Origin of the sequence: Anaerostipes rhamnosivorans (assembly GCF_005280655.1) — a bacterium.
GTDB classification, from domain to species: Bacteria; Bacillota; Clostridia; order Lachnospirales; family Lachnospiraceae; genus Anaerostipes; species Anaerostipes rhamnosivorans.
Genome location: NZ_CP040058.1, coordinates 2,752,545 through 2,772,882, shown reverse-complemented (window position 1 = coordinate 2,772,882; position 20,338 = coordinate 2,752,545). Strand labels below are relative to the sequence as shown.

General features: G+C 43.0%; 21 protein-coding genes and 1 pseudogene. 15 read left to right on the top strand and 7 right to left on the bottom strand.

Features of this window, described 5'->3' with window-relative positions; all coding sequences use genetic code 11:
* Positions 1 to 13 precede the first annotated feature (13 nt).
* Together AR1Y2_RS13790 and AR1Y2_RS13785 are read right to left on the bottom strand one after the other, a co-directional pair.
* On the bottom strand, positions 14 to 1,471 hold the full coding sequence (locus AR1Y2_RS13790) for a GHKL domain-containing protein (protein ID WP_137329489.1): 1,458 nt from the start codon (positions 1,469 to 1,471) through the stop codon (positions 14 to 16).
* The gene (locus tag AR1Y2_RS13785) at positions 1,455 to 2,213 is read right to left on the bottom strand and encodes a LytR/AlgR family response regulator transcription factor (protein ID WP_137329488.1); all 759 of its coding nucleotides are present in this window, start codon (positions 2,211 to 2,213) and stop codon (positions 1,455 to 1,457) included. The genes AR1Y2_RS13790 and AR1Y2_RS13785 overlap by 17 nt, the downstream gene beginning before the upstream one ends.
* Positions 2,214 to 2,631: 418 nt before the next feature.
* Between AR1Y2_RS13785 and AR1Y2_RS13780 the strand changes: the two genes are divergently transcribed.
* From AR1Y2_RS13780 to spoIIID, 5 genes are all read left to right on the top strand, one after another.
* Entirely contained in the window at positions 2,632 to 3,189 is a 558-nt protein-coding gene (locus AR1Y2_RS13780; protein ID WP_137329487.1) for a hypothetical protein, read from the top strand.
* A 99-nt stretch (positions 3,190 to 3,288) separates the two neighbouring features.
* Positions 3,289 to 4,308 carry a CobW family GTP-binding protein gene (locus AR1Y2_RS13775; RefSeq protein WP_137329486.1) on the top strand — a complete coding sequence of 340 codons (1,020 nt, stop codon included), beginning with the start codon at positions 3,289 to 3,291 and terminating at the stop codon, positions 4,306 to 4,308.
* Between the two features lie 13 nt (positions 4,309 to 4,321).
* On the top strand, positions 4,322 to 5,278 hold the full coding sequence (locus AR1Y2_RS13770; RefSeq protein WP_137329485.1) for a TIGR03943 family putative permease subunit: 957 nt from the start codon (positions 4,322 to 4,324) through the stop codon (positions 5,276 to 5,278).
* A 175-nt stretch (positions 5,279 to 5,453) separates the two neighbouring features.
* Positions 5,454 to 6,362, top strand: coding sequence for a D-alanyl-D-alanine carboxypeptidase family protein (locus AR1Y2_RS13765; RefSeq protein ID WP_137329484.1), 909 nt, complete (start codon positions 5,454 to 5,456; stop codon positions 6,360 to 6,362).
* A 60-nt stretch (positions 6,363 to 6,422) separates the two neighbouring features.
* The gene (spoIIID, locus tag AR1Y2_RS13760; RefSeq protein ID WP_022261237.1) at positions 6,423 to 6,698 is read left to right on the top strand and encodes a sporulation transcriptional regulator SpoIIID; all 276 of its coding nucleotides are present in this window, start codon (positions 6,423 to 6,425) and stop codon (positions 6,696 to 6,698) included.
* A gap of 22 nt (positions 6,699 to 6,720) precedes the next feature.
* Here spoIIID and AR1Y2_RS13755 read toward each other — a convergent pair whose 3' ends face one another.
* On the bottom strand, positions 6,721 to 7,362 hold the full coding sequence (locus AR1Y2_RS13755; protein WP_137329483.1) for a VTC domain-containing protein: 642 nt from the start codon (positions 7,360 to 7,362) through the stop codon (positions 6,721 to 6,723).
* 162 nt (positions 7,363 to 7,524) lie between these two features.
* Here AR1Y2_RS13755 and AR1Y2_RS13750 point away from each other — a divergent pair, with 162 nt between their 5' ends.
* Together AR1Y2_RS13750 and AR1Y2_RS13745 are read left to right on the top strand one after the other, a co-directional pair.
* Entirely contained in the window at positions 7,525 to 8,844 is a 1,320-nt protein-coding gene (locus AR1Y2_RS13750) for a replication-associated recombination protein A (RefSeq protein ID WP_137329482.1), read from the top strand.
* 3 nt (positions 8,845 to 8,847) lie between these two features.
* On the top strand, positions 8,848 to 9,714 hold the full coding sequence (locus tag AR1Y2_RS13745) for an aldo/keto reductase (RefSeq protein ID WP_137329481.1): 867 nt from the start codon (positions 8,848 to 8,850) through the stop codon (positions 9,712 to 9,714).
* Positions 9,715 to 9,757: 43 nt separating this feature from the next.
* Here AR1Y2_RS13745 and AR1Y2_RS13740 read toward each other — a convergent pair whose 3' ends face one another.
* The 4 genes and pseudogenes from AR1Y2_RS13740 to AR1Y2_RS18425 form a co-directional block, all read right to left on the bottom strand.
* Positions 9,758 to 9,943 carry a hypothetical protein gene (locus tag AR1Y2_RS13740; RefSeq protein WP_137329480.1) on the bottom strand — a complete coding sequence of 62 codons (186 nt, stop codon included), beginning with the start codon at positions 9,941 to 9,943 and terminating at the stop codon, positions 9,758 to 9,760.
* On the bottom strand, positions 9,940 to 10,680 hold the full coding sequence (locus AR1Y2_RS13735) for a tyrosine-protein phosphatase (RefSeq protein WP_243118760.1): 741 nt from the start codon (positions 10,678 to 10,680) through the stop codon (positions 9,940 to 9,942). Before AR1Y2_RS13735 ends, AR1Y2_RS13740 begins: the two co-directional genes overlap by 4 nt.
* 112 nt (positions 10,681 to 10,792) lie before the next feature.
* Positions 10,793 to 11,938 (bottom strand): GntR family transcriptional regulator, encoded by a 1,146-nt coding sequence (locus AR1Y2_RS13730; RefSeq protein WP_243118912.1) that lies wholly within the window; start codon positions 11,936 to 11,938, stop codon positions 10,793 to 10,795.
* Between the two features lie 150 nt (positions 11,939 to 12,088).
* A pseudogene (locus AR1Y2_RS18425) lies at positions 12,089 to 12,295 on the bottom strand (hypothetical protein); the annotation flags it as partial.
* A 209-nt stretch (positions 12,296 to 12,504) separates the two neighbouring features.
* Here AR1Y2_RS18425 and AR1Y2_RS13725 point away from each other — a divergent pair.
* The 8 genes from AR1Y2_RS13725 to AR1Y2_RS13695 all read left to right on the top strand — a co-directional run bounded on the left by AR1Y2_RS13725 (position 12,505) and on the right by AR1Y2_RS13695 (position 20,323).
* Positions 12,505 to 14,613, top strand: a complete 2,109-nt coding sequence (locus tag AR1Y2_RS13725) for a hybrid sensor histidine kinase/response regulator (RefSeq protein WP_137329477.1) — start codon at positions 12,505 to 12,507, stop codon at positions 14,611 to 14,613.
* Between the two features lie 7 nt (positions 14,614 to 14,620).
* Positions 14,621 to 14,746 (top strand): hypothetical protein, encoded by a 126-nt coding sequence (locus AR1Y2_RS18190; protein WP_282432087.1) that lies wholly within the window; start codon positions 14,621 to 14,623, stop codon positions 14,744 to 14,746.
* Positions 14,747 to 14,801: 55 nt separating this feature from the next.
* On the top strand, positions 14,802 to 15,959 hold the full coding sequence (locus AR1Y2_RS13720; protein WP_243118759.1) for an ABC transporter substrate-binding protein: 1,158 nt from the start codon (positions 14,802 to 14,804) through the stop codon (positions 15,957 to 15,959).
* A gap of 270 nt (positions 15,960 to 16,229) precedes the next feature.
* Positions 16,230 to 16,736 carry an SEC-C metal-binding domain-containing protein gene (locus tag AR1Y2_RS13715; RefSeq protein ID WP_137329475.1) on the top strand — a complete coding sequence of 169 codons (507 nt, stop codon included), beginning with the start codon at positions 16,230 to 16,232 and terminating at the stop codon, positions 16,734 to 16,736.
* 74 nt (positions 16,737 to 16,810) lie between these two features.
* Positions 16,811 to 18,097, top strand: a complete 1,287-nt coding sequence (locus AR1Y2_RS13710) for a hypothetical protein (RefSeq protein ID WP_137329474.1) — start codon at positions 16,811 to 16,813, stop codon at positions 18,095 to 18,097.
* Positions 18,084 to 18,755 carry a DUF6320 domain-containing protein gene (locus AR1Y2_RS13705; protein ID WP_137329473.1) on the top strand — a complete coding sequence of 224 codons (672 nt, stop codon included), beginning with the start codon at positions 18,084 to 18,086 and terminating at the stop codon, positions 18,753 to 18,755. Before AR1Y2_RS13710 ends, AR1Y2_RS13705 begins: the two co-directional genes overlap by 14 nt.
* A gap of 17 nt (positions 18,756 to 18,772) precedes the next feature.
* Positions 18,773 to 19,684 (top strand): alpha/beta hydrolase, encoded by a 912-nt coding sequence (locus tag AR1Y2_RS13700; protein ID WP_137329472.1) that lies wholly within the window; start codon positions 18,773 to 18,775, stop codon positions 19,682 to 19,684.
* A 177-nt stretch (positions 19,685 to 19,861) separates the two neighbouring features.
* Positions 19,862 to 20,323, top strand: coding sequence for a MarR family winged helix-turn-helix transcriptional regulator (locus AR1Y2_RS13695; protein ID WP_137329471.1), 462 nt, complete (start codon positions 19,862 to 19,864; stop codon positions 20,321 to 20,323).
* Positions 20,324 to 20,338 lie beyond the last annotated feature (15 nt).

Genomic DNA, 20,338 nt, shown 5'->3' with positions numbered 1-20,338 from the left:
AGGCAATACAGGATCATTCCGTCTGGCTTATTTCAAGATGCTGGACGAATTTCCCGTTGTTTGTATAGGAGTTTAAAATGATGTTCGGATACTTTTCCAATATTTTATGAACGATCATCAGCCCGTTGCCTCGTCCCAGGCCTTTGTCCGAGATACCAGGCACCACATCCTTTTCTTTCCGGATAGAGTTTGAGATGACAGTTTCATAAGTGTCTCTATTTGAAACAAACCGGATATCGATCCGTTTTTCCGCAGTAAACTCAGCTTCTTCCATGGCGTTGTCGAGAAAGATCCCCAGAATGCGGATGAAATCCAGGAAATCAATATGATCAGTGATCAGGCTTTCTTTGAAAGCGCCGTCAAAGGACAGATGGATGTCCAAGTGTTCCCGAAAGCCGGAAGAAATTTTATAATATAGAAAAGCTCTCAGCTGCTCATCGTCTGCCTGTTGCAGCTGGGCGTATAAATCGTTTTTCTTTAATTCACTCTGAAAGTACGGGTTGACCGTTTGCTTAAAATACTCTTTTAATGGTTCATCATGGCTGTTCTCGATTAGATGGCTCAGAGTAAATAAAATATTTTTCATATCGTGTTTTAAGTTCCGGATCTCGTTCAGATTCTTCTCCAGGTCATTGCTGTAGAGAAGCAGATTTTCTTCATTCCTCCGTTTTGCGTCAATGGTAAAACGGTACTTGGAAAACATCAAAAGAGTGACCAGAATGATGATCTGGATTAATAGCACACAAATTGTTATAACATTAATACATGAATTGACCTGGTTATAAAAACTGGAGTAACTATCCATATAATAATGTACTAGCAGCATAAAAAGCTGATACTGAAAGATCAGTCCGAATCCAAACAACAGAATTGTGCAGATGATAAAATTACGGGCGATCTTTGGATAGGATTTTTCCAGTATGGACACCTTTAAAAGATATTTGCCGAACAGCCTGCGGATCAAAAAGACAAACAGAGCGTCAACCAGAATCACAGCCGCCGATAGCAGCACAAAAATCCCGATTTTGATCAAATACTCAGCCTGCTGCCCGTTTGCATAGTCGAAATAAAAACTCATGAATGAATTATAAATTGCCCGGAGGAACAGCCGGTTGACCACATATAGAATAAAAGTGATCCATGAAAAAAATACTTTGCCATTCTGAAGTTCTCTTCTGTAGTAGCTGATGCCGAAGATCAGAAAGAAAATAAGGAAATCTGAAAATGCCTCAATATAAGAGGGTTTCGACACAACCAGCAAGATGGCAGAAAACAGCAGTAAATAATCAGGAAGCCGTAATCGGAGCAGATTTAAAATGGCGATGGATAAAATGGAAACAAGGCTCATCACAAAGTACTGCATAAAGGTGGTGCCTGTCATGTAAATAATCCGCCAAAACAATATATACCAGATCAGCCCGAGAGCGGCGGGATACAGGACCCACATGATTTTTCTAGTCTTTGTTTCCATAGATGACTCCTTTTATCTCGTTCCTCTGCCGGAAAGAACAGGGAGCGGTGTCCCCGTTGATAAACTTGATCATTCCGTCCGAGAGACCGATCATATGGCATTTTTGCACGATGACGGAACGATGGCTCTTCATGAATCCGTCACCCAGACATTCTAAAGCGTGATCGATGGTCTCCCGCACGGTGATGGAAGAACCGTTGACTGTGTGATAGCATATGCAGTGGGATTTTGTCTTGACTGCTTCCACATACAGGATATCAGCTTTGGGAAGTGAGACTTCTTCATCAGTGCCGATCTTCAAAGTAATAGAGTCCGCATCTGCCTCTGGATCGCCGGACGGTAAACTTTTTTTTGCCAGATAGATATACTGGTAGCAACATTGGTTCATTTTTGTGATGTCTGTGGTTTTTTCAATAAAGCCAAAAGGCTCGACCCCGGATTTTAGAACGTTTAGTGCCAGTTCATAATGGTTGGTGACAAATACAATCTTTGACCCTGGAAAATTCTTTTTAATCTGTTTTGCGATGTCAATCCCGTTAAATTCATTGCTCCCGAAATCCAGATCTAAAAAGAATAGATAGTCGCCGGGATTCTTTTTTAAATAGAGAAACAATTCCTGATAGCCGGAGGCAACACATGCCACGCGGCCCTCGGAGATAGATTCTGATAAAATATGTTCCACCTGTTCTTTGATGATCTTTAAGATAAAAGGGTCATCGTCACAGAGAATGATTTCTAACATAAAACTCCTTTCTGTCTGCCTGATCTCTATTGACTCCTATACAAGAACCACTATAAAAGATGAAAGCAGGCATGTCATAAAAATAACCTATAATTACGCAAACGCAACGCGAAGTAATCCGTGTTTGTTACGTTCAGGACAAAAAACATGCGGCCAGGATATTTGATAAAATAAAACCTGTCATCGATATAACGATTATATCATAAGTAGAAGGTATACCCAAACCTATGTGGGTATTTATGGAAATAAATACAATATAATCAACATTGCCCGTAGACTTTGCATGCATTCTATGCTAATATATTGCTATATTAACAAATGAAATTATACTGTGTTATACAATTAAAACAACGAAAGGATTAAGTCCAACTAGCCGTTGGGAACTGAACCCTGTATTTATATAGTAGGAGGTGACATAATGAACGATTTTGAGAACACTATGTTGGAAATGATGTCTGAATTATCTGTAAATATGGTAAGTATGGGTGCGGATATAAGTACTCTGAAAGAAGATCTGACAGCTGTAAAGGAAGAAGTCACATCTGTGAAAGAAGATCTAACAGCTGTAAAGGAAGAAGTCACGTCTGTGAGAGAAGATCTAACATCAGTGAAGGAAGAAGTCACGTCTGTGAGAGAAGATCTAACATCAGTGAAGGAAGAAGTCACGTCTGTGAGAGAAGATCTAACATCAGTGAAGGAAGAAGTCACGTCTGTGAGAGAAGATCTAACATCAGTGAAGGAAGAAGTCACGTCTATAAAGAAAGATGTAACTTCCCTAAAGAAAGATGTACGGGAACTAAAAGACAGTGTTACTAAATTAGAAATTACACAGGAAAATGAAATACTGCCGCGTTTAAAAGAGATCGAGTCCTGTTATTTAGATACATACAAACGTTATCAAGAAGGCAATGACGATATTGAATCTCTTAAAGTAGATGTAACAACAATTAAGAACTATTTGGCAAAGGCAAATTAATTTTTAACTGCATATATAAAACCCGTGTAATGTTGATTTTAACAGGCTCACACGGGTTGTTTTTATCTTTTACAATTGGAAGGGAAGGAAGTAAGGAACATGACAAAGATAGATATTATTTCAGGTTTTTTAGGAGCGGGTAAGACAACGCTGATCAAAAAGCTTTTAAAAGAGGCTTTGGGACAGGAGAAGATCGTTCTAATAGAGAATGAATTTGGGGAGATTGGCATTGACAGCGGTTTCTTAAAAGAGGCAGGAATCCAGGTGACAGAAATGAATTCCGGGTGTATCTGTTGTTCCCTGGTAGGGGACTTTGGCACTGCTCTAAAAGAAGTTGTATCCAAATACGCCCCGGACCGTATCATCATTGAGCCTTCCGGTGTCGGGAAATTATCTGACGTGATCAAGGCAGTACAGAAGGAGGCTGAGAATTGTAGTCTTTCTCTGAACAGTTTTGTCACCGTGGCAGATGCAAAAAAGTGTCAGATGTATATGAAGAATTTCGGGGAATTCTACAATAACCAGATAGAATATGCGGGTACAATCATTTTAAGCAGAACAGGGCAGCTGCAGGAGGAGAAACTTCAAAAGGCAGTAGAACTGATCAGGGAGCACAACCAGAAGGCGGCAGTGATCACCACTCCGTGGGAGGAACTTGACGGAGAAAAAATCCTTTCTGTGATGGAGGAAGGGAACCAGCTTTCAAGGGAGCTTTTTGACAAGGAAGAGATCTGTCCGGGGTGCGGACACCACCATGAGCACGGGGAGGATCATCATCATGAACATGAGCACCACCATCACCATGAACATGAACATGGGGACCACCATCATCACCATGCGGACGAAGTGTTTACAAGCTGGGGGATAGAGACACTGAAGAAGTTTGAGGAAGAATCATTGGAGAATATCCTGAAACAGTTGTCAGAGAAAGATTCCTTCGGTACGATCCTGCGGGCAAAGGGGATCGTGGAGAGTGGAAATAAGACCTGGATTCACTTTGACCTGGTGCCCGGAGAATATGAGATTCGCCGGGGAGACGCAGATTACACCGGAAGGATCTGTGTCATAGGTGCTAAGCTTGATACAGAAAAGATCCAAAAACTTTTCGGGCTGTCATAAGGAGGTGTATAACATGGAAATGCCGGTATACCTTATCTGGGGATTTCTGGAGAGCGGCAAAACCTCTTTTATCAAAGACACTTTGGGCCAGGAGTATTTTGCGGACGGTGAGCGGACAATGATCCTTTCATTTGAAGAAGGGGAAGAAGAATATGAAAAAGATTTTCTGGAGGAAAGTAATTCCTTTGTTATACAGGTGGATGATATGAATGATTTCTCACCGGCCTTTGTGGAAAACTGTGAGAAGAACTATCATCCGGACCGTATCATGATCGAATATAACGGAATGTACCAGATCGAGGATGTGATGGATGTAATTGATGAGACGAATATGGAGCTGTACCAGATCATTGTTATGGTGGACGCATCCACTGCGGAGTTGTATTTGAAAAATATGCGCTCTATGATGGTGGAAATGTTTAAGATGGCCGATATGGTCATATTTAACCGCTGTACCGATGAGACTAATGCATCTTCCTACAGAAGGAGTATCAAGGCGGTCAACCGGAGGGCACAGGTGGGCTTTGAGCGGGCGGACGGCAGAGAGTTTGAGATGAATGAGATGCTTCCATATGATCCGGAGGCTGAGATTATCAAGGTGGAAGAGGAGGATTTTGGGATCTGGTATATCGACGTCCTAGAGCGGCCCAACGTGTATCTGGGGAAAGTCGTGGAACTTTCCAATGTGTTCGTCAGAAGGCCAAACGGAATTCCTGCCGGGCTGATCCTGCCGGGGCGTTCTGCCATGACCTGCTGTGAGGATGATATCACTTTTATCGGTTTCATCTGCAAAATGCAGCATGCAAAGTCTTCCTCTATTAAAAAGGTCAAGGACGGCACATGGGCTGTTCTCACTGCAAAGATTTGCATGGAAAACCATAAGGCCTATGGTGGTGAGCGGGGGCCGGTGCTCCAGGCGCTGCGTATTGAACAGGGAACACAGCCAAAAGAGAGGCTGATCTATTTTTAGCAGCATATGGTAAGAAACGGAGACAAACGTCGGTTATTTGGCCCAAACGTTTGTCTCTGTTTTTTTCTGGGCAAGATCGCAGCCAACACAAGGTTTTTTCACCACAGATTCTCTGATCTTTTTTATACTGAAAGTGTTAAGAAAAGCTTACAGGATAAAAACAGGAGGAACTAGAATGAAAAGAAAAAGTGTGTGGCTGCTGGTCATCATCTTTACCGCCGTATTGTGGGCAAAAGGAGGAGATTGGTTTCAAGAGGATATACAGATCCAAGGTGATACTCCGAGGCAGGTATCAAATCTCAAGCAGATTTCAGAACAAAATATATACAGTGAATTTGTCGTGCTCGCAGAACGCGGGACCGGAAGGGTCCTGATGAATAAACGGGGAGAAAAAAAGATTTATCCTGCGTCGTTGACAAAGATCATGACGGTCCTGGTAGCTGTAGAATCAATTTCAGATGACAGCAGGGAAATCATTATGACGGATGATGTTTTTCACACGTTGACCGAACAGCACGCTTCTGTGGCGGGTTTTCTGCCTGGAGAGAGAGTAAAAATTAGGGACCTCTATTACGGCGCCATGCTGCCGTCAGGAGCAGAATGCTGTATCCGGCTTGCGAAGTATCTGTCTGGAAACGAAGAAAAGTTTACCAGGCTGATGAACCAGAAAGCGGAAGAAATCGGAATGAAACATACGAATTTTGTAAATTCAACAGGCCTGCACGATCCACAGCATGTTACAACAGCCAAAGACCTGGAGGTCCTGCTCCGTTATGCGTTAAAGAATCCAAAATTCAGAAAGGTTTTCCAGACCATGCAGTACCGCACAGGCCCCACTGGAAAGCATCCACAGGGGCTTCTACTTCGCAGTACCCTGACAAAGTATAAAAATCAGCTTAAACCTGAGAACGGCAGTTTCCTCGGCGGGAAGACCGGATATACAAGCGAAGCGGGACTCTGCCTGGCAAGCTGGGTTAAGATACACGGAAAGGAGTATCTTTTGGTGACGGCGGGCGCCAGAGGTGATCATCAAACCAAGCCGTTACATGTACTGGACGCGGAATCTATATATCAAGGATTATAGGAAGTCTAAACAGAAATTCCCCTGCATACACTGTAAAAACAGAGAATGCAGGGGATTTTTATGAAAGAGTACATTGAAGAACGCGCGGTAGAAGTCGGCAATTATATCGTAGATAAAAAAGCTACAGTCAGACAAACTGCCAAGGTGTTCGGAATCTCTAAATCTACCGTACATAAAGATGTGACGGAACGGTTGGAAAAGATCAACCAGTCCCTGGCCAGAAGGGCCAGAGAGGTACTGGATCTCAACAAATCGGAACGCCACATACGGGGCGGAATGGCGACCCGTGGAAAATACGAAAAGATTAAAAAAAATACAAAAGCAATTCAGGGGTGAATTGCTTTTGTATCCTTTTGGGTCAGCGGCCGGCGTTGGCATTTCCCGTCTGGTTATGTAGCAGCTGTTCATTGTATTTCAGAAGAGAGGATATCGGTTTGGACAGTGTCAGATATTGTCTTGTATGGCATCTGAATGAAGATGTCTTCTGAGCGTAAAGCTTCTGGGGAGAAAAGAAATCAGAGCCTTCAAACGGCGTCCTCTTGATAGAAATATCGATCACAATGTCTAAAAACCGATTCTGGTGAAAGATCTTCCTGGTACACTCCTTTTTATAGGTCGGATGAAGCTTATTGATCGTGAACTGGAAATACAGAGAATTCATCGCCGGCTCATCACTTTCCAGCAGAAAGCGATAATCGCCGTTCAGTATCTTTTGCACTTCTTCCTGGGTCAGAGAGAACTTTGTCTTATTGGCCACATGTCCATTGGTCTGGTTTTGAATAAAGAAAAAGTTGGTGTGGTCTTCTTCGTAGATATAATAGCGGATATTGGGTTCCTTCTCAACCCCTTCAAACATCAGAACTCTGACAGGCATGCTGATCATGTACTTTTCAGGGGAGGCAGAGAGCAGATATTCTTCCTGGATCTTTTCGTATTCTGCCTGGCTGATGTTCTTGTTCACTTCTGTATAAGAAAGCTTTTCTACTAATATTTTACCCATAATAACTCCAATGCGCAGTTTTGGTTTTTTGTTTCTTATCAATATACTAGTGACATTATATCAAATCGTGCCTATAAAATCATGACTTATTTCTAAAAAAAGTCTTAAATTTGCGTGGATTTTCATGGTTTCCTATGTTAAGATTACCAAAAAGGAGGAGCTATGGATTTATTTGATTATGCAAGACAGAAAAACAGCAGGAAAGAAGCTCCGCTGGCCGGGAGAATGCGGCCCAAATCCCTTGATGAAGTCGTGGGACAGGAGCATATTATAGGAAAGGACAAGCTGCTTTACCGGGCGATTCAGGCTGACAAGTTAAGCTCGATCATCTTTTACGGGCCTCCGGGTACGGGAAAAACAACACTCGCCAGAGTCATCGCCCAGACAACCCAGGCAAACTTTGTCCAGATGAATGCCACCACTTCTGGCAAGAAAGAGATGCAGGAGGCAGTGAAGGAGGCCAAGGAAGCCCTGGGTATGTTCCAAAAGAAAACGATTCTTTTCATCGACGAGATCCACAGATTCAATAAGGCACAGCAGGATTTTCTTCTGCCCTTTGTGGAGGACGGCACGATCATTCTCATCGGCGCCACCACAGAGAACCCATATTTTGAGGTGAATCAGGCTTTGATCTCCAGGTCCAATGTCTTTGAACTAAAGTCCCTGGAGGCAGAGGATATCAAGAAACTGCTCATAAGAGCGGTGAACGATGACGAAAAAGGCATGGGGATCTATCGGGCCAAGATTACGGACGATGCCCTGGATTTCCTGTCGGATATGGCGGAGGGGGACGCAAGAAGTGCGCTCAATGCCATTGAGCTTGGGATTCTCACCACACAGCCCGGAGAGGACGGGACCATTTTGATCGATATCGACGTGGCCCAGGAATGTATCCAAAAGCGGGTCATGAGGTATGACAAAGGCGGGGACAACCACTACGATATTATTTCTGCCTTTATTAAGAGTATGAGAGGATCGGATCCCGATGCCGCTGTTTATTATCTGGCCCGGATGATCGATGCGGGGGAGAGCGTTACGTTTATCGCCCGCAGAATCATGATCTGTGCCTCTGAGGACGTGGGAAATGCAGATCCCCAGGCACTTCAGGTGGCTGTGGCGGCCTCCCAGGCCGTGGAACGGATCGGTCTTCCGGAAGCCAGGATCATTCTGGCTCAGGCGGTGACTTATGTGGCGGGGGCCCCAAAGAGCAATGCGGCTTATATGGCTGTGGATCAGGCGCTTGACGCTGTGAGGAAGAAAAAGAATGGAATGGTACCGAATCACTTAAGAGATTCCCACTACAAGGGAGCCTCAAAACTGGGCAGGGGCATCGGATACCAGTATGCCCATAATTTTCCTGGCCATTATGTAAAACAGCAGTATCTGCCGGATGAACTTTTGGGAACGGTATTTTATGAACCCACAGATAATGGGTACGAAAAATACATTAAGAAATACCTGGACAGCTTAAAGGAGGAATAAGCCATGGAGAATTTACAGGATGGATATCTGCTTAGAAACGGAATAAAGATTCCGTGTATCGGGTTCGGGACCTGGAAGTCTCCGGACGATGTGGTCTGCGAGAGTGTGAAAGTGGCAATCGAAGCAGGCTACCGTCATATTGACGGTGCGGCGGCCTACGCCAATGAAGCAGGTGTGGGAAAGGGAATCCGGGAGAGCGGGATACCGAGGGAAGAACTGTTCATCACGAGCAAGCTGCCCAACGCAGATCACGGATACGGACCGGCCAAAGAATCCTTTGAAAGAACCTTAAACCAGATGGGGCTTGAGTATCTGGACCTCTATCTGATTCACTGGCCGGTGGTCATTGAGCATAAGGATGATTTTGAGCAGGATATACTGGACACCTGGAGAGCATTTGAAGAGCTCTATGAGGCCGGGAAGATCAAAGCCATCGGTGTCAGCAACTTTATGATAGAGCATTTGGAGATTCTGAAAAACCATGCTAAGATCATGCCGATGGTCAATCAGGTGCAGCTCCATCCGCAGCACCCCCAGGAGGAGATGGTAACCTACTGTAAGAAAAATGGGATCGTGCCGGAAGCGTGGAGCCCGCTGATCCAGGGACAGGCGTTCAAGAGAGAACTGTTAAAAGAGATGGCCCAAAAGTATGACCGGACGGTTGCGCAGATTTGTCTCAGGTGGATCATGCAGAAAGGGGTTGTTCCTCTTCCAAAAGCATCCAGCATAGAGCGGATCAAAGGTAATGCCGATGTGTTTGATTTTGAAATATCTAAAGATGATATGGAGGAGATCGCCACACTCAGGTCGTATGGAATGATCGGGGATGAGCCGAACATACCGAGAACAAAACAAGTGGTTGGATTTTAAAAGACAGAAGGAGTTTCCCGTAAACTGAGAAGCTCCTTCTGTTTTATTTTTGTCCTTTTTTATAGAGAAAGATGAGAACCCACAGCAGCAGCGGATAGAAAAACATCAGTGCCAGCATGCCGAAAAACGCCCGGCTTCCGGTAAAGGCACAGTATAGTGTGAGGCCTATGACCAAAAGGATGGACAGTATGACAAGAATGGACAGTATTCTTTTTGTTGTCTGTTTCATAGTGTGATCCTTTCCAAAACCAAATCCTTCAGGTGATCCTGGTCAGGGGCAGCAAGGCCGTGCTCCATGAGATAGGGAAAAAGGTCCAGTTCATGAAACAGATCCAGAAGCTGTTCCATATGTCCGGCGTCTGAACTAAGCATTGGGAGCATCGCCTGATAATCTGGAAGACTGGCTGCAGCTTTGTTGATGCCGCGCTGGTTGTAGGTGAAGGAAACCTGGTAGTCTGCGATGATATCTTCCCTTTCTGCACCGAGCAGGGTCAAGAGTACAGCGGAAAGGACACCGGTCCGGTCTTTGCCCGCGCTGCAATGGAATAAGACGCCGCCTTTTTCTAAGCCTTGTATGACAGTCTTTACTGCAGCAGCTATGAGTTCAGGACTGTCAGTAACCATTTTTTGATATCCGTCAGCGAGGCTTTTGGTGAAAGCTTTGGCAGCTGACTCAGAAGCATTTGAAAAATCAATTTCTTCTTTTTGAAGCGGGCAGTGAAAATACTGCATAGTTTCCGGGACCTGATCTTTCATGAGTTCTGCCTCAGATCTGCTGCGCAGGTCAACCACGGAGACGATACCGCAGCGTAAAAGCTTTTGCCATTCTTCTGAAGTCAGGAAGGAAAGACAGTCACCGCGGAACAGGCGGTTCCAGCGGACCAGGGAGCCTTCTGTGGTTTCCAGGCCGCCCAAGTCCCTTATATTAAACGCATGATCCAGACGTATTCTTTTTATGTTGTGCAATTGATAACCTCCCATCTAATTGATTTGATTCTTCTATTCTAATAGGTAGCCCAGGAAGATACAAGAGGTTATATTTTATAAAAAATATAACTGAATCTAAAAGCCACCTGGTTTATTGATCCAAAATAAGCGCAGAAGCTTCATTTATTCCCAGACTGACAAGATGATCTACAGCAAATTTGATCTCGTGTTCCATCAGCTCTTCAAACTTTGAAGCAAATCCAACTGCATCAAAACGCTCCAGAGATTCTAAAAAGAAATCAAAGTAGGGGAGATAAAAAGAAGTGTATGACTGTGGATCCTTTAACATACCTCGCAGGGGATGGCCCCAAAATAACTGTTGAAAGAGTTCTGTATATACTGTTCTAACTGCCGTCAAAGGAGCATCTTGGGATAACAGAGACAGAATAGTATAAGGAACAAGTTCCTGCCGATGTACTTGAGCGATTGCTGTTAACTTTAACTTCCATTTTTCTATAGAATTTTTATCCATTGAAGATATTGTGGCCTCAACGATCTGCCTGCAGGAAAGGGTTAGAATATGAAGGCTTTTGGCATAATCGAAAAGCCTTTTTCTGACAGTCGGTTGAGATAAATCACAGTATTCTGCAATTTGTTCAATCGGAAGGACCTGAGTGCCTACACCGTTGATCGATCTTGTCACACCGATGTTATTTAGCAGGGAAAACGTACGGCGGACTGTGTTGATAGAAACTTGTTTTTCTTTTGCCAGTGTCTTTAAAGAAGGAAGAAAAGTTCCCGGAGGATAATAACCATGATTAATTGCGATTAACAGTTCCATACCCAGTGAATAGCAGATTTGTGAGGCCTTTTGATAACTGCTCCAGATGAAGGGAATCTGTTGTTTGGAAGTTGAAAATAGATTCCTGTTTTTATAAAAATTTCTTAAAGCATGGTATTTTTGTTCTTGATATATTTCAGTAGAGGTCCTGAGCAATTCCCAATTTTGATCCCTGCATAACTGAGTCATTTGTAGCAGAGACTCCTGTTCTGTAGTGAGATATTTCAGATTACCTGGGACACTGAAAAAGGGTGTTAGAAAAAACATAAACACCTGCCACACGAGGCGCATGAGTAAATCATTGCCCAATGCACCATAGATGAACTGATGTTGTAGGATCACAATATAAGGTGAAAGATTCTCATCCTGGGTAGATAATTGTTCCAAATAATCTAATTGTTTTGAGGAAATACTTTTTAAACCCAGCCATTGGGCTTTGCTGAACAGCAGCCGCATGGACCGGCTCAGGTCTAACAGAGAATTTTTATGCTCGGCAAGAAACTGCTGGACATATGTCTCAATTTCCTGTTCACTGTATTGTACTTTTACCTTGACTCCGATGCTCTTGGAGATTGTGATGTAACCATCACTTGCAAGATGCTGATAAACTGTGCGGATCGTTCGGACCGAGACAAGAAAATACTGAGATGCATCCTCTATAGTAGGCAGACGATCTTCAAAACGGTAGGCACCAAATCTGATCTGTATTTTTATAACGTTATAGATTACATGCTGTAACTCTAAATGGTTTTTCACACCGTTTATCTCCAATCCTTTATTTACTAATTCCTTTTTATGCAGACAGTATATCATTTTTTTGCTGATAGTTCTATAAAAGGACCTTACATTTTTTACAGTTTGTTGCTATTTCAGTATTACTTTGCTATACTTAATATTAAATAACCATATGGACAAGGTGGAAATATTGGCATGGTATCACTGCCAAGGCAAATATCTAAAGAAGCCATTTGGCAACCATAAATTTTCAGTCAAAATAAAGGGACAATTTGGGAGGTGAATCCATGAAAAGATGGAATAGAGGATTGATTAAAGCGCTTATTCTTGGAACTCCTATTGTTCTATTGTTGGCAGTCTGGGTATATATCAATGAACTATCGCATACAACTGAGGCATCAGTTATTGCTTCCATGGAAGAATTATCCGGACATGACATGCAGAATATTCAAAGTGAACTGAAAAGTTCGTGGAATGAACTCTCAGCTGTTTATGGCAGAATCCAAGCCAGCCGGTGCGATACAGTACAGGAAGTGTGTAAGCGCCTGAATATTGAACAAGTGTCCAATACCTATGACAAGATTTTTTTGGTGGATTCTGAAGGAAATACCTATTCCAGTACAAATGCAGTTCAAAACAGCAAGGATAAAGCTTACATAAATCCATTGCTTTCTGGTGAAAAGAAGTTTGTGATGAGATATGACGAGCTGGATATTTTGGAAGCAGTTAAGGAAAACCTTGTTTATGGCACACGGTGTGAACCGCTTGAGGTAGACGGCATTCAATTTATTGGAATTATAGGCTTTTCAAAAATTAATACGATCCAGGAACGCCTTAAGATTGACAGCTTTGATGGACGGGGGTATACCGGTATTGTAGATATGGAAGGTAATTATGTCGTAAATCCTGACCGCAGCGCAGGTATCGGGAGAATTGACAATTATTTTGAACAAGTCCAAAAAAATGCAAACTTGTCAAAACAGGAAATTAAACAAATTACCGCTCGGCTTAACGAGGGGAAATCATTTATCGAGCATTTTGATTATAAGGATCAAGGTGCTCAGGTGGTGTCCTTTGTTTCCATCCCTGATACGAAATGGAGCATTGTACTGACAGTTCCCGAAAAAGCGTTCAGTGAACAAACGAATCAATTTGTAATCATGACGGGTATCATGCTTGCAGTTGTTGTGGTCGCTCTGTGCTTGATGATGTTGATTATCATCCGTACATTAATGGTTTCTACAACAGCAAAGGCAGAGGCAAAGGCCAGGGGAGACTTTCTCTCAAGCATGAGCCATGAGATACGTACGCCGCTCAACGGAATCGTTGGGTTGAACCATTTGATGCAGCAGAATATTAAAAATCCGGCAAAACTCAAGGGATATATTGAAAAATCGGATTCAACTACTAAGTATCTGCTTTCTCTCGTCAATGATATTTTAGATATGTCAAAGTTACAGGAAGGTAAGATGGAGTTGATTCTGAGGCCATTTTCCATTCACAGCTTAATTTCTACAATCGAAACGATTATGTACAACCGTATGGAAGATAAAAACATTGTTTTTCAAGTGGAATCAGATATTCAAAGCCCATACCTCATTGGAGATGAGATGAGAATTGAACAAATACTGATAAACATTCTCGGAAATGCGGTGAAATTTACTCCGGAGTACGGTCACATTACGCTGCGTGTATATCAATCTGCATTGGGATCTAAAAGGGTCAAAACGACCTATGAGGTGGAAGACACCGGCTGCGGTATAAGCGAGGAATTCCAGAAAAAAATATTTGATTCGTTCAGCCAGGAACACAATACCGTTTCACAAGGTATGCAGGGCACAGGACTGGGAATGTCCATCAGCTCTTTGCTGGTAAAGCAGATGGGAGGAACTTTATCCGTCAAAAGTAAGCTTGGCCAAGGGAGTTGTTTTATATTTACTATGGATGGAGATGTTACGGACGGTGTATCAGAGAGTATACCAACAAAAGAATGTTCGCCAGCAAAAGAAAAAAAAGAAAGGAGTTTAAAGGTTTTAATTGCTGAAGATAATGATCTAAATGCAGAAATCTTAATGGAGATGTTAAGTACAGCAGGATTTACCGCGACCCGTGCAGCCGATGGCGGACAGGTTGTGGAAATGTTCAGAGACTCGTCCCTTTATGATTTTGATGTTATTTTGATGGACGTAAAGATGCCTGTCAGAAATGGCTATGAGGCAACAAAAACGATCCGTATGCTGAACCGGCCAGATGCGAAGACGGTTATTATCTATGCCTGTACGGCCAATACATTTAAGGAAGATCAGGATATGGCACTGGAAAGTGGAATGGATGGCTTTATTGCAAAGCCAATTGACGTCCGTAAGCTCATGGAGAAACTCAACAAGATAAAGTGAAGGAGGAATGGGTCAAGATGAAAAGATGGAAAAGGATTCTAGCCGGAGGATTGCTGTTTGTAATGCTTCTAAGTATTATGTCTGGCTGTACAGCCAAAAAGGCAGAGAAAAAACAAGTGACGCTGACGATTAAACTTCCGCCGCTTACGGTGGCAAATGCAGACACAGATGTTACAGATGCTTATGATATGCTGGTTCAGGCAGGCAAAGATTTTGCGGCTCAGTATACCGAAGCTGAGGTCACGGTAAATGTAGTAAAGTTTGGCTATACTGAGGAGGATGAATATATCACAGGCTGTTTTGACAAGAAAGATGCCGCTGATATATTGTTTGAAGGCTATTTTAATATGGCTGGATACATTCATACAGGGCGCGTAGTGCCTCTAGATGACATTATTACTGATAAAATGAAAAATGATCTTGACAGTACGGTAATGAAAATGAGCCAGGTGAACGGTAAAACCTATATGCTTCCCTTCTACAGTCTACAAAATACCCTGTGCTTTAACAGGAAAATTTTCCGTAAATGTGGACTGGACAAGTACATAGGCAAAGAAGGGGAAATCCAGAGCTGGAGCCTCAAGGACTGGGAAATCATTCTGTCCACATTAAAAAGAAAACTGCCTGAGATGTCTTATCCTATGCTGATGTATGCCAAAAACGATCAGGGTGACACGCATATCATGACATTGTTACGCAGTCAGGGCAGCAAATTTTTTGATAAAAAAGGCCGTTTCCATGTGAATACCAAAGAGGGGGTCGCTGCACTCGAGTGGATTGTTGATTCGTATAAAAAAGGATACTTTCCTGAGGGATGTGAAAATCTAGAGATTAATGACTGTAATAATCTTTTCCTAAATAATCAATTAGCAATTGACCAGACAAATAGTGCCACTGCAATTAATATGGATTTAAAAACTACGGGTTTTGTTAATTTTCCGAGCAAAAACGGAAAGGGATATAATACTTCCTTTGTCACTGGATTTGAGGTTTTTGACAATGGAGATAAAACAAAGCTAAAAGCAGCCAAGGAATTTGTAAAATATTTTTATTCCAACGATGAATTAATGGATTATGCACAGATTGGCCTTCCTTCTAGTGCTGCCACTACAAAGCGTGTAAGTGATCATATCTTTATGCAGAAGGCATATAACGATAACATCTCTAATACAGTGGATTTTACAGCAAATAATCCGAATTGGCGCGGCGTGCGTGACGTATTTTACAAACATATTCATAAATTACTTACCGGGGAGGAAAGTCCGAAAGCGGCAGCAAAAGCAATTGATACAGATTGTAATGCGGCGATTGAGGAAGGATGGAAAAACAGTAAGCTGCATAAGTAAAATAAAATGTACCTAGATAGGTCTGGCATTTATCAGATGTCCGGAAGTACCGCTGATGGTACAGATATATCAAAAAAACATGCAGAAAGCCCTGTAACCCAAGGCTCCCTGCATGTCAAGGGGAGGATAAGTAATCCAATCTCTCGATCAGACATTAACAGTATGTCCTCTGTAATTTTTTTTATTCACAGATTGAAAAAATATTTTAAATTTGTTATAGTATCATAAGTATCACGAAAGCAATATAATCAATTAAAGGATGGATAAATCATGGGATTACTACAGGAATGGCGTGACTACGCATATAAGTTTGACGACCGTACACAGGAAGGGCAGCAGTTCTGGCTTTCTTATTTCGGAATAGAAAAAGAGATTTATGTAAAATTATTATCAGATAAAGACTCTGTGGAAAAAGGAACTGTAAAAGAGCTGGCCGAAAAGTATGAGACAGAACTTCAGTTTTTTGTCGGATTTCTGGATGGGATCAACGACAGTCTGAAGACTCCGAATCCGATCGAAGAGATGGAAGAGGATACAGAGGTAACCTTGGACATTGATTTTGAGAAATTATACTATAACATGGTTGCATGCCGCGCAGAATGGCTGTATGAGCTGGAGCAGTGGAATGACATCCTGCCGGAAGACAGAAGAAAAGAATTATATAAGGAACAGAAGTCATCCACAACGGTCGTAAAAGGCGAAAAGATCGGAAGGAATGATCCATGTCCTTGTGGAAGCGGCAAGAAATACAAAAAATGCTGTGGAAAAAATGCATAAGAGATTATAACGCCCGAAAAGTTGTCAATTCAGATTGGCAGCTTTTTGTTTATAAAAAGAAAAGGGTAAGAAAGATGAAAAAAGTGGAAGATAATATTACCTGGAGAAAACTTGATAACACGGCGCAGCTGTTTCCTGTCATTGCAAACAAGGAGATCAGCCACGTATACCGTATTTCAGCAACTCTGAAGAAGCCAGTGCAGCCAGAGCTTCTTCAGAGAGCATTGGAGGATACCCTGCCATGGTTTGACGTGTTTAGAGTACGGCTAAGAAGAGGATTCTTCTGGTTTTATTTTGAGGAGAATAAAAATAAATCTGAAGTAGAAGACGAAACAGAGTATCCATGTCGGTATATTGATCCCCATGGGAGGCGAAAATTTCTGTTCAGAGTCTCTTATTACGGAAGACGGATCAATCTGGAGGTGTTCCATGCGGTGTCCGACGGCATGGGAGCCATCACCTTTTTAAAAGAACTTACGTACCGTTACATTGACCTGTCCAAGAGACAGAGCGGCGAGAAAATCGGGAAGTATCGTCCAAGCGAAGAATGTATTCTTGACCAGGAAGACAGCTATATAAAACATTACAGGAAGAAAAAAGGGAAAAGCTACAGCACCAAGAAGGCATATCAGATCAGAGGACGGAAAATTTACGGATCTGGGATCAGTGTGATCCATGGGTATGTGGATTTAAAGGATTTAAAAAAAACTTGTAAAAAATATAAAGTCAGTGTTACAAAATACCTGACGGCAGTGTTGATCTTCAGTATCTATGAGGAATATTTAAATAGGCAGGAAGAACCGCATCCTATATGTATTAATCTGCCTGTCAACCTGCGTGCATTTTTTGATTCCAGCACAACAAGCAATTTTTTTGCAGTAACTCTGATTGAATTTTTCTCCCATGGTGAGAAGCACACGTTTGAAGAAGTACTCTCTCTGGTCAGTCAGCAGATGGATGAAAAGATAACAAAAACTAAAATTGAGGAGACCTTGGCATATAATGTAGCTGCACAGAAGAATCGCCTGATCAAGATACTGCCTTTGTTCATCAAAAACCTTGGACTCAGTTATACGTTTCGGCGATCCAGCAAATCAGCTACAACGACATTGTCCAACCTGGGGCAGATCAAGGTGCTGTCTGAATATGAAAATGAAATCGAACAGTTCCACGTGATGATGGGAGTCTTTAAGACCCAGGAGATCAAATGCGCCATGTTAAGCTATCAGGACCAGGCTGTTATCACATTTACGTCTGTATTCCAGGAAAGCTATCTGCAAAAAGCATTTTTCAGGAATCTCACAAGAGAAGGAATTAAAGTATCAATAGAAAGCAATGGGGTAATCAATGAAAAGGTGTAAGAGCTGCCAGGTGGAAGTCCTGGATCATACAGTGACATGCCCGCTCTGCAACAGGGTTCTAAGCGATGACGGAAAGGGTTTCACTCCTGAGAGAATGTACCCGGACCCGGAGGAGGACAGAAAAAGACTGTATGGAATAAAAAATATTTTTTTTATCCTGCTTGGTATGATCGCAGTTTTGATGGGAATCATCAATTATATTACATATAATGGATTCCTGTGGTCTGTGATCGTCCTGGCCAGTATTTTATATCTGATGGTGACTGTATCTTATTCCATCGTTCACAGAAGGAATCTGGCGGCCAAGATCGTCGTGGAAGTGATCGGCGGGGGAATCCTCGTTTCTGTCATTGACTACGTGATCGGGTTTGAGGGATGGTCTGTGGCTTATGTGATCCCCGGGCTGATCCTTACTGCGGATCTGGCTATGGTAGTCCTGGTTTTAGTCAACCGGAAGACGTGGTACAGTTATCTGATGTACCTGATCTTTATTGCGGCCTTGAGCCTGGTCCCGGTGGTTTTATACCTGTTCGGCCTTTTTGAACAGCCGCTGGTGGCATTGATCTCCTGCGGGATATCCGTGCTGACGGTCTTTATCATTCTGGCGGCAGGGAACAAAAAAGGGAAAAATGAGCTGGCCCGAAGATTTCACACTTGATATGGAAGGAGCATACAATGAAACGAGCAAGTTTCCGCGGACAGATGGCCGTTCAATGCATCAGAGGATTTACAGCGACACCCCGCGGCAGGACTTATGCCACAGGAATGGGGCATCAGAATCCAGAGGAATACCGATGGAGATGTCCGAAGGGATATACGAATGAAAAGCTTTCAGGGGGAGAATTTCGGATGGAATTTCTCTCGCCAAAACAGAACAAAAATGACACGGCAGTGTTGCAGCTTCACGGCGGCGGATATATCGGCACTCTGAGAAATGCATACCGCAGGGCGGCCGTCCAGTATTCTGTCTGCAGCGGGGGAGGAAGTGTCTTATCTCCTGATTACAGAGTGGTGCCAAATCATCCGTTTCCCGCTGCGCTGGAGGATGCGGTTTCCGCTTACCGGTGGCTGCTTTATCAGAAGGGATACGCTCCGGAACGGATTGTCGTCGCAGGGGATTCCGCAGGGGGAGGCTTAGCGCTGGCTCTCGGAATGTACTTAAAAGACCACAGTCTTCCTATGCCCGGAGGATTTATCGCCATGTCGCCGTGGACAGATCTGACCTTGAGCGGCGAAAGCCTTAAGTATAACTACGGAAGGGATCCCCTGTTCGGAAGATCGAAGGTGACGATGATATATGACTCCCTGTATCCGGGAGAGCATGATGTGAGGGATCCGTATATTTCTCCGCTGTTTGGGGATTTCCATGGGTTTCCTCCCATGCTGTTTCAGGCAGGCGGCAGGGAAGTACTGCTGGATGACACGCTGAGAGCTGCCAGAAAAGCCAGGGAGAGCGGAGTACCGGTGAGAACCAGCATTTATCCTGACATGTTCCATGTGTTTGAACTGGCAATGGGCCTGTTCCCGGAGAGTCAAGCCGCATGGAGAGAGATCAGAGCATATTTCAAAAAAACGCTGGGAACATAGTTTGGCAGAAATGTCACGGAATGTTCACAAATCTGTTCTTGTATTTTTAAATGTGCTGTGCTATGATATCGATTAGTCAACTAATGATTAGACAACTAATCTATCTGGAGAGGAAAGAAAACTCCCAGCTTATAAGTGGAGGATAAGAAACATTTTAATCTTTTGAAAGGAGATATCATGTATGAAGATGACGGCATTTATCATTTGCTGCTGAAGATAAACCATAAAAATTTTGCAATTGGATTTGCCTATTTGAAAGAGGCCGGGCTGCATCCGGGGCAGATGCCTCTGATTACCAGCCTTTACAAAAAAGAAGGGGTGACCCAGAAGGAAATTGCGGATAAATTAGGAATTAAGCCTTCCACCATCAATGTGATGATCAGAAGACTTGAGAAGAAAGAGTTTGTCATCAGGAAGCAGGACCCGGAAGACCAGAGAAGGAGCCTTGTGTATCTCACGGTACACGGCCGCCAGATTTATGAAAAGATCTCCGGAGCCGCCGTTGATATTAAAGATCAGGTCATGAACACCTTTACGGAAGATGAAAAGGAAGAACTGTTCCGCCTGCTCACAAAGTTTTATGAGGGGCTGGAGAAGTTAGTTGATTTGGAAATGGGAACTTGTAAATGTAAGGAATAGTCGTAGAAAGGAGAC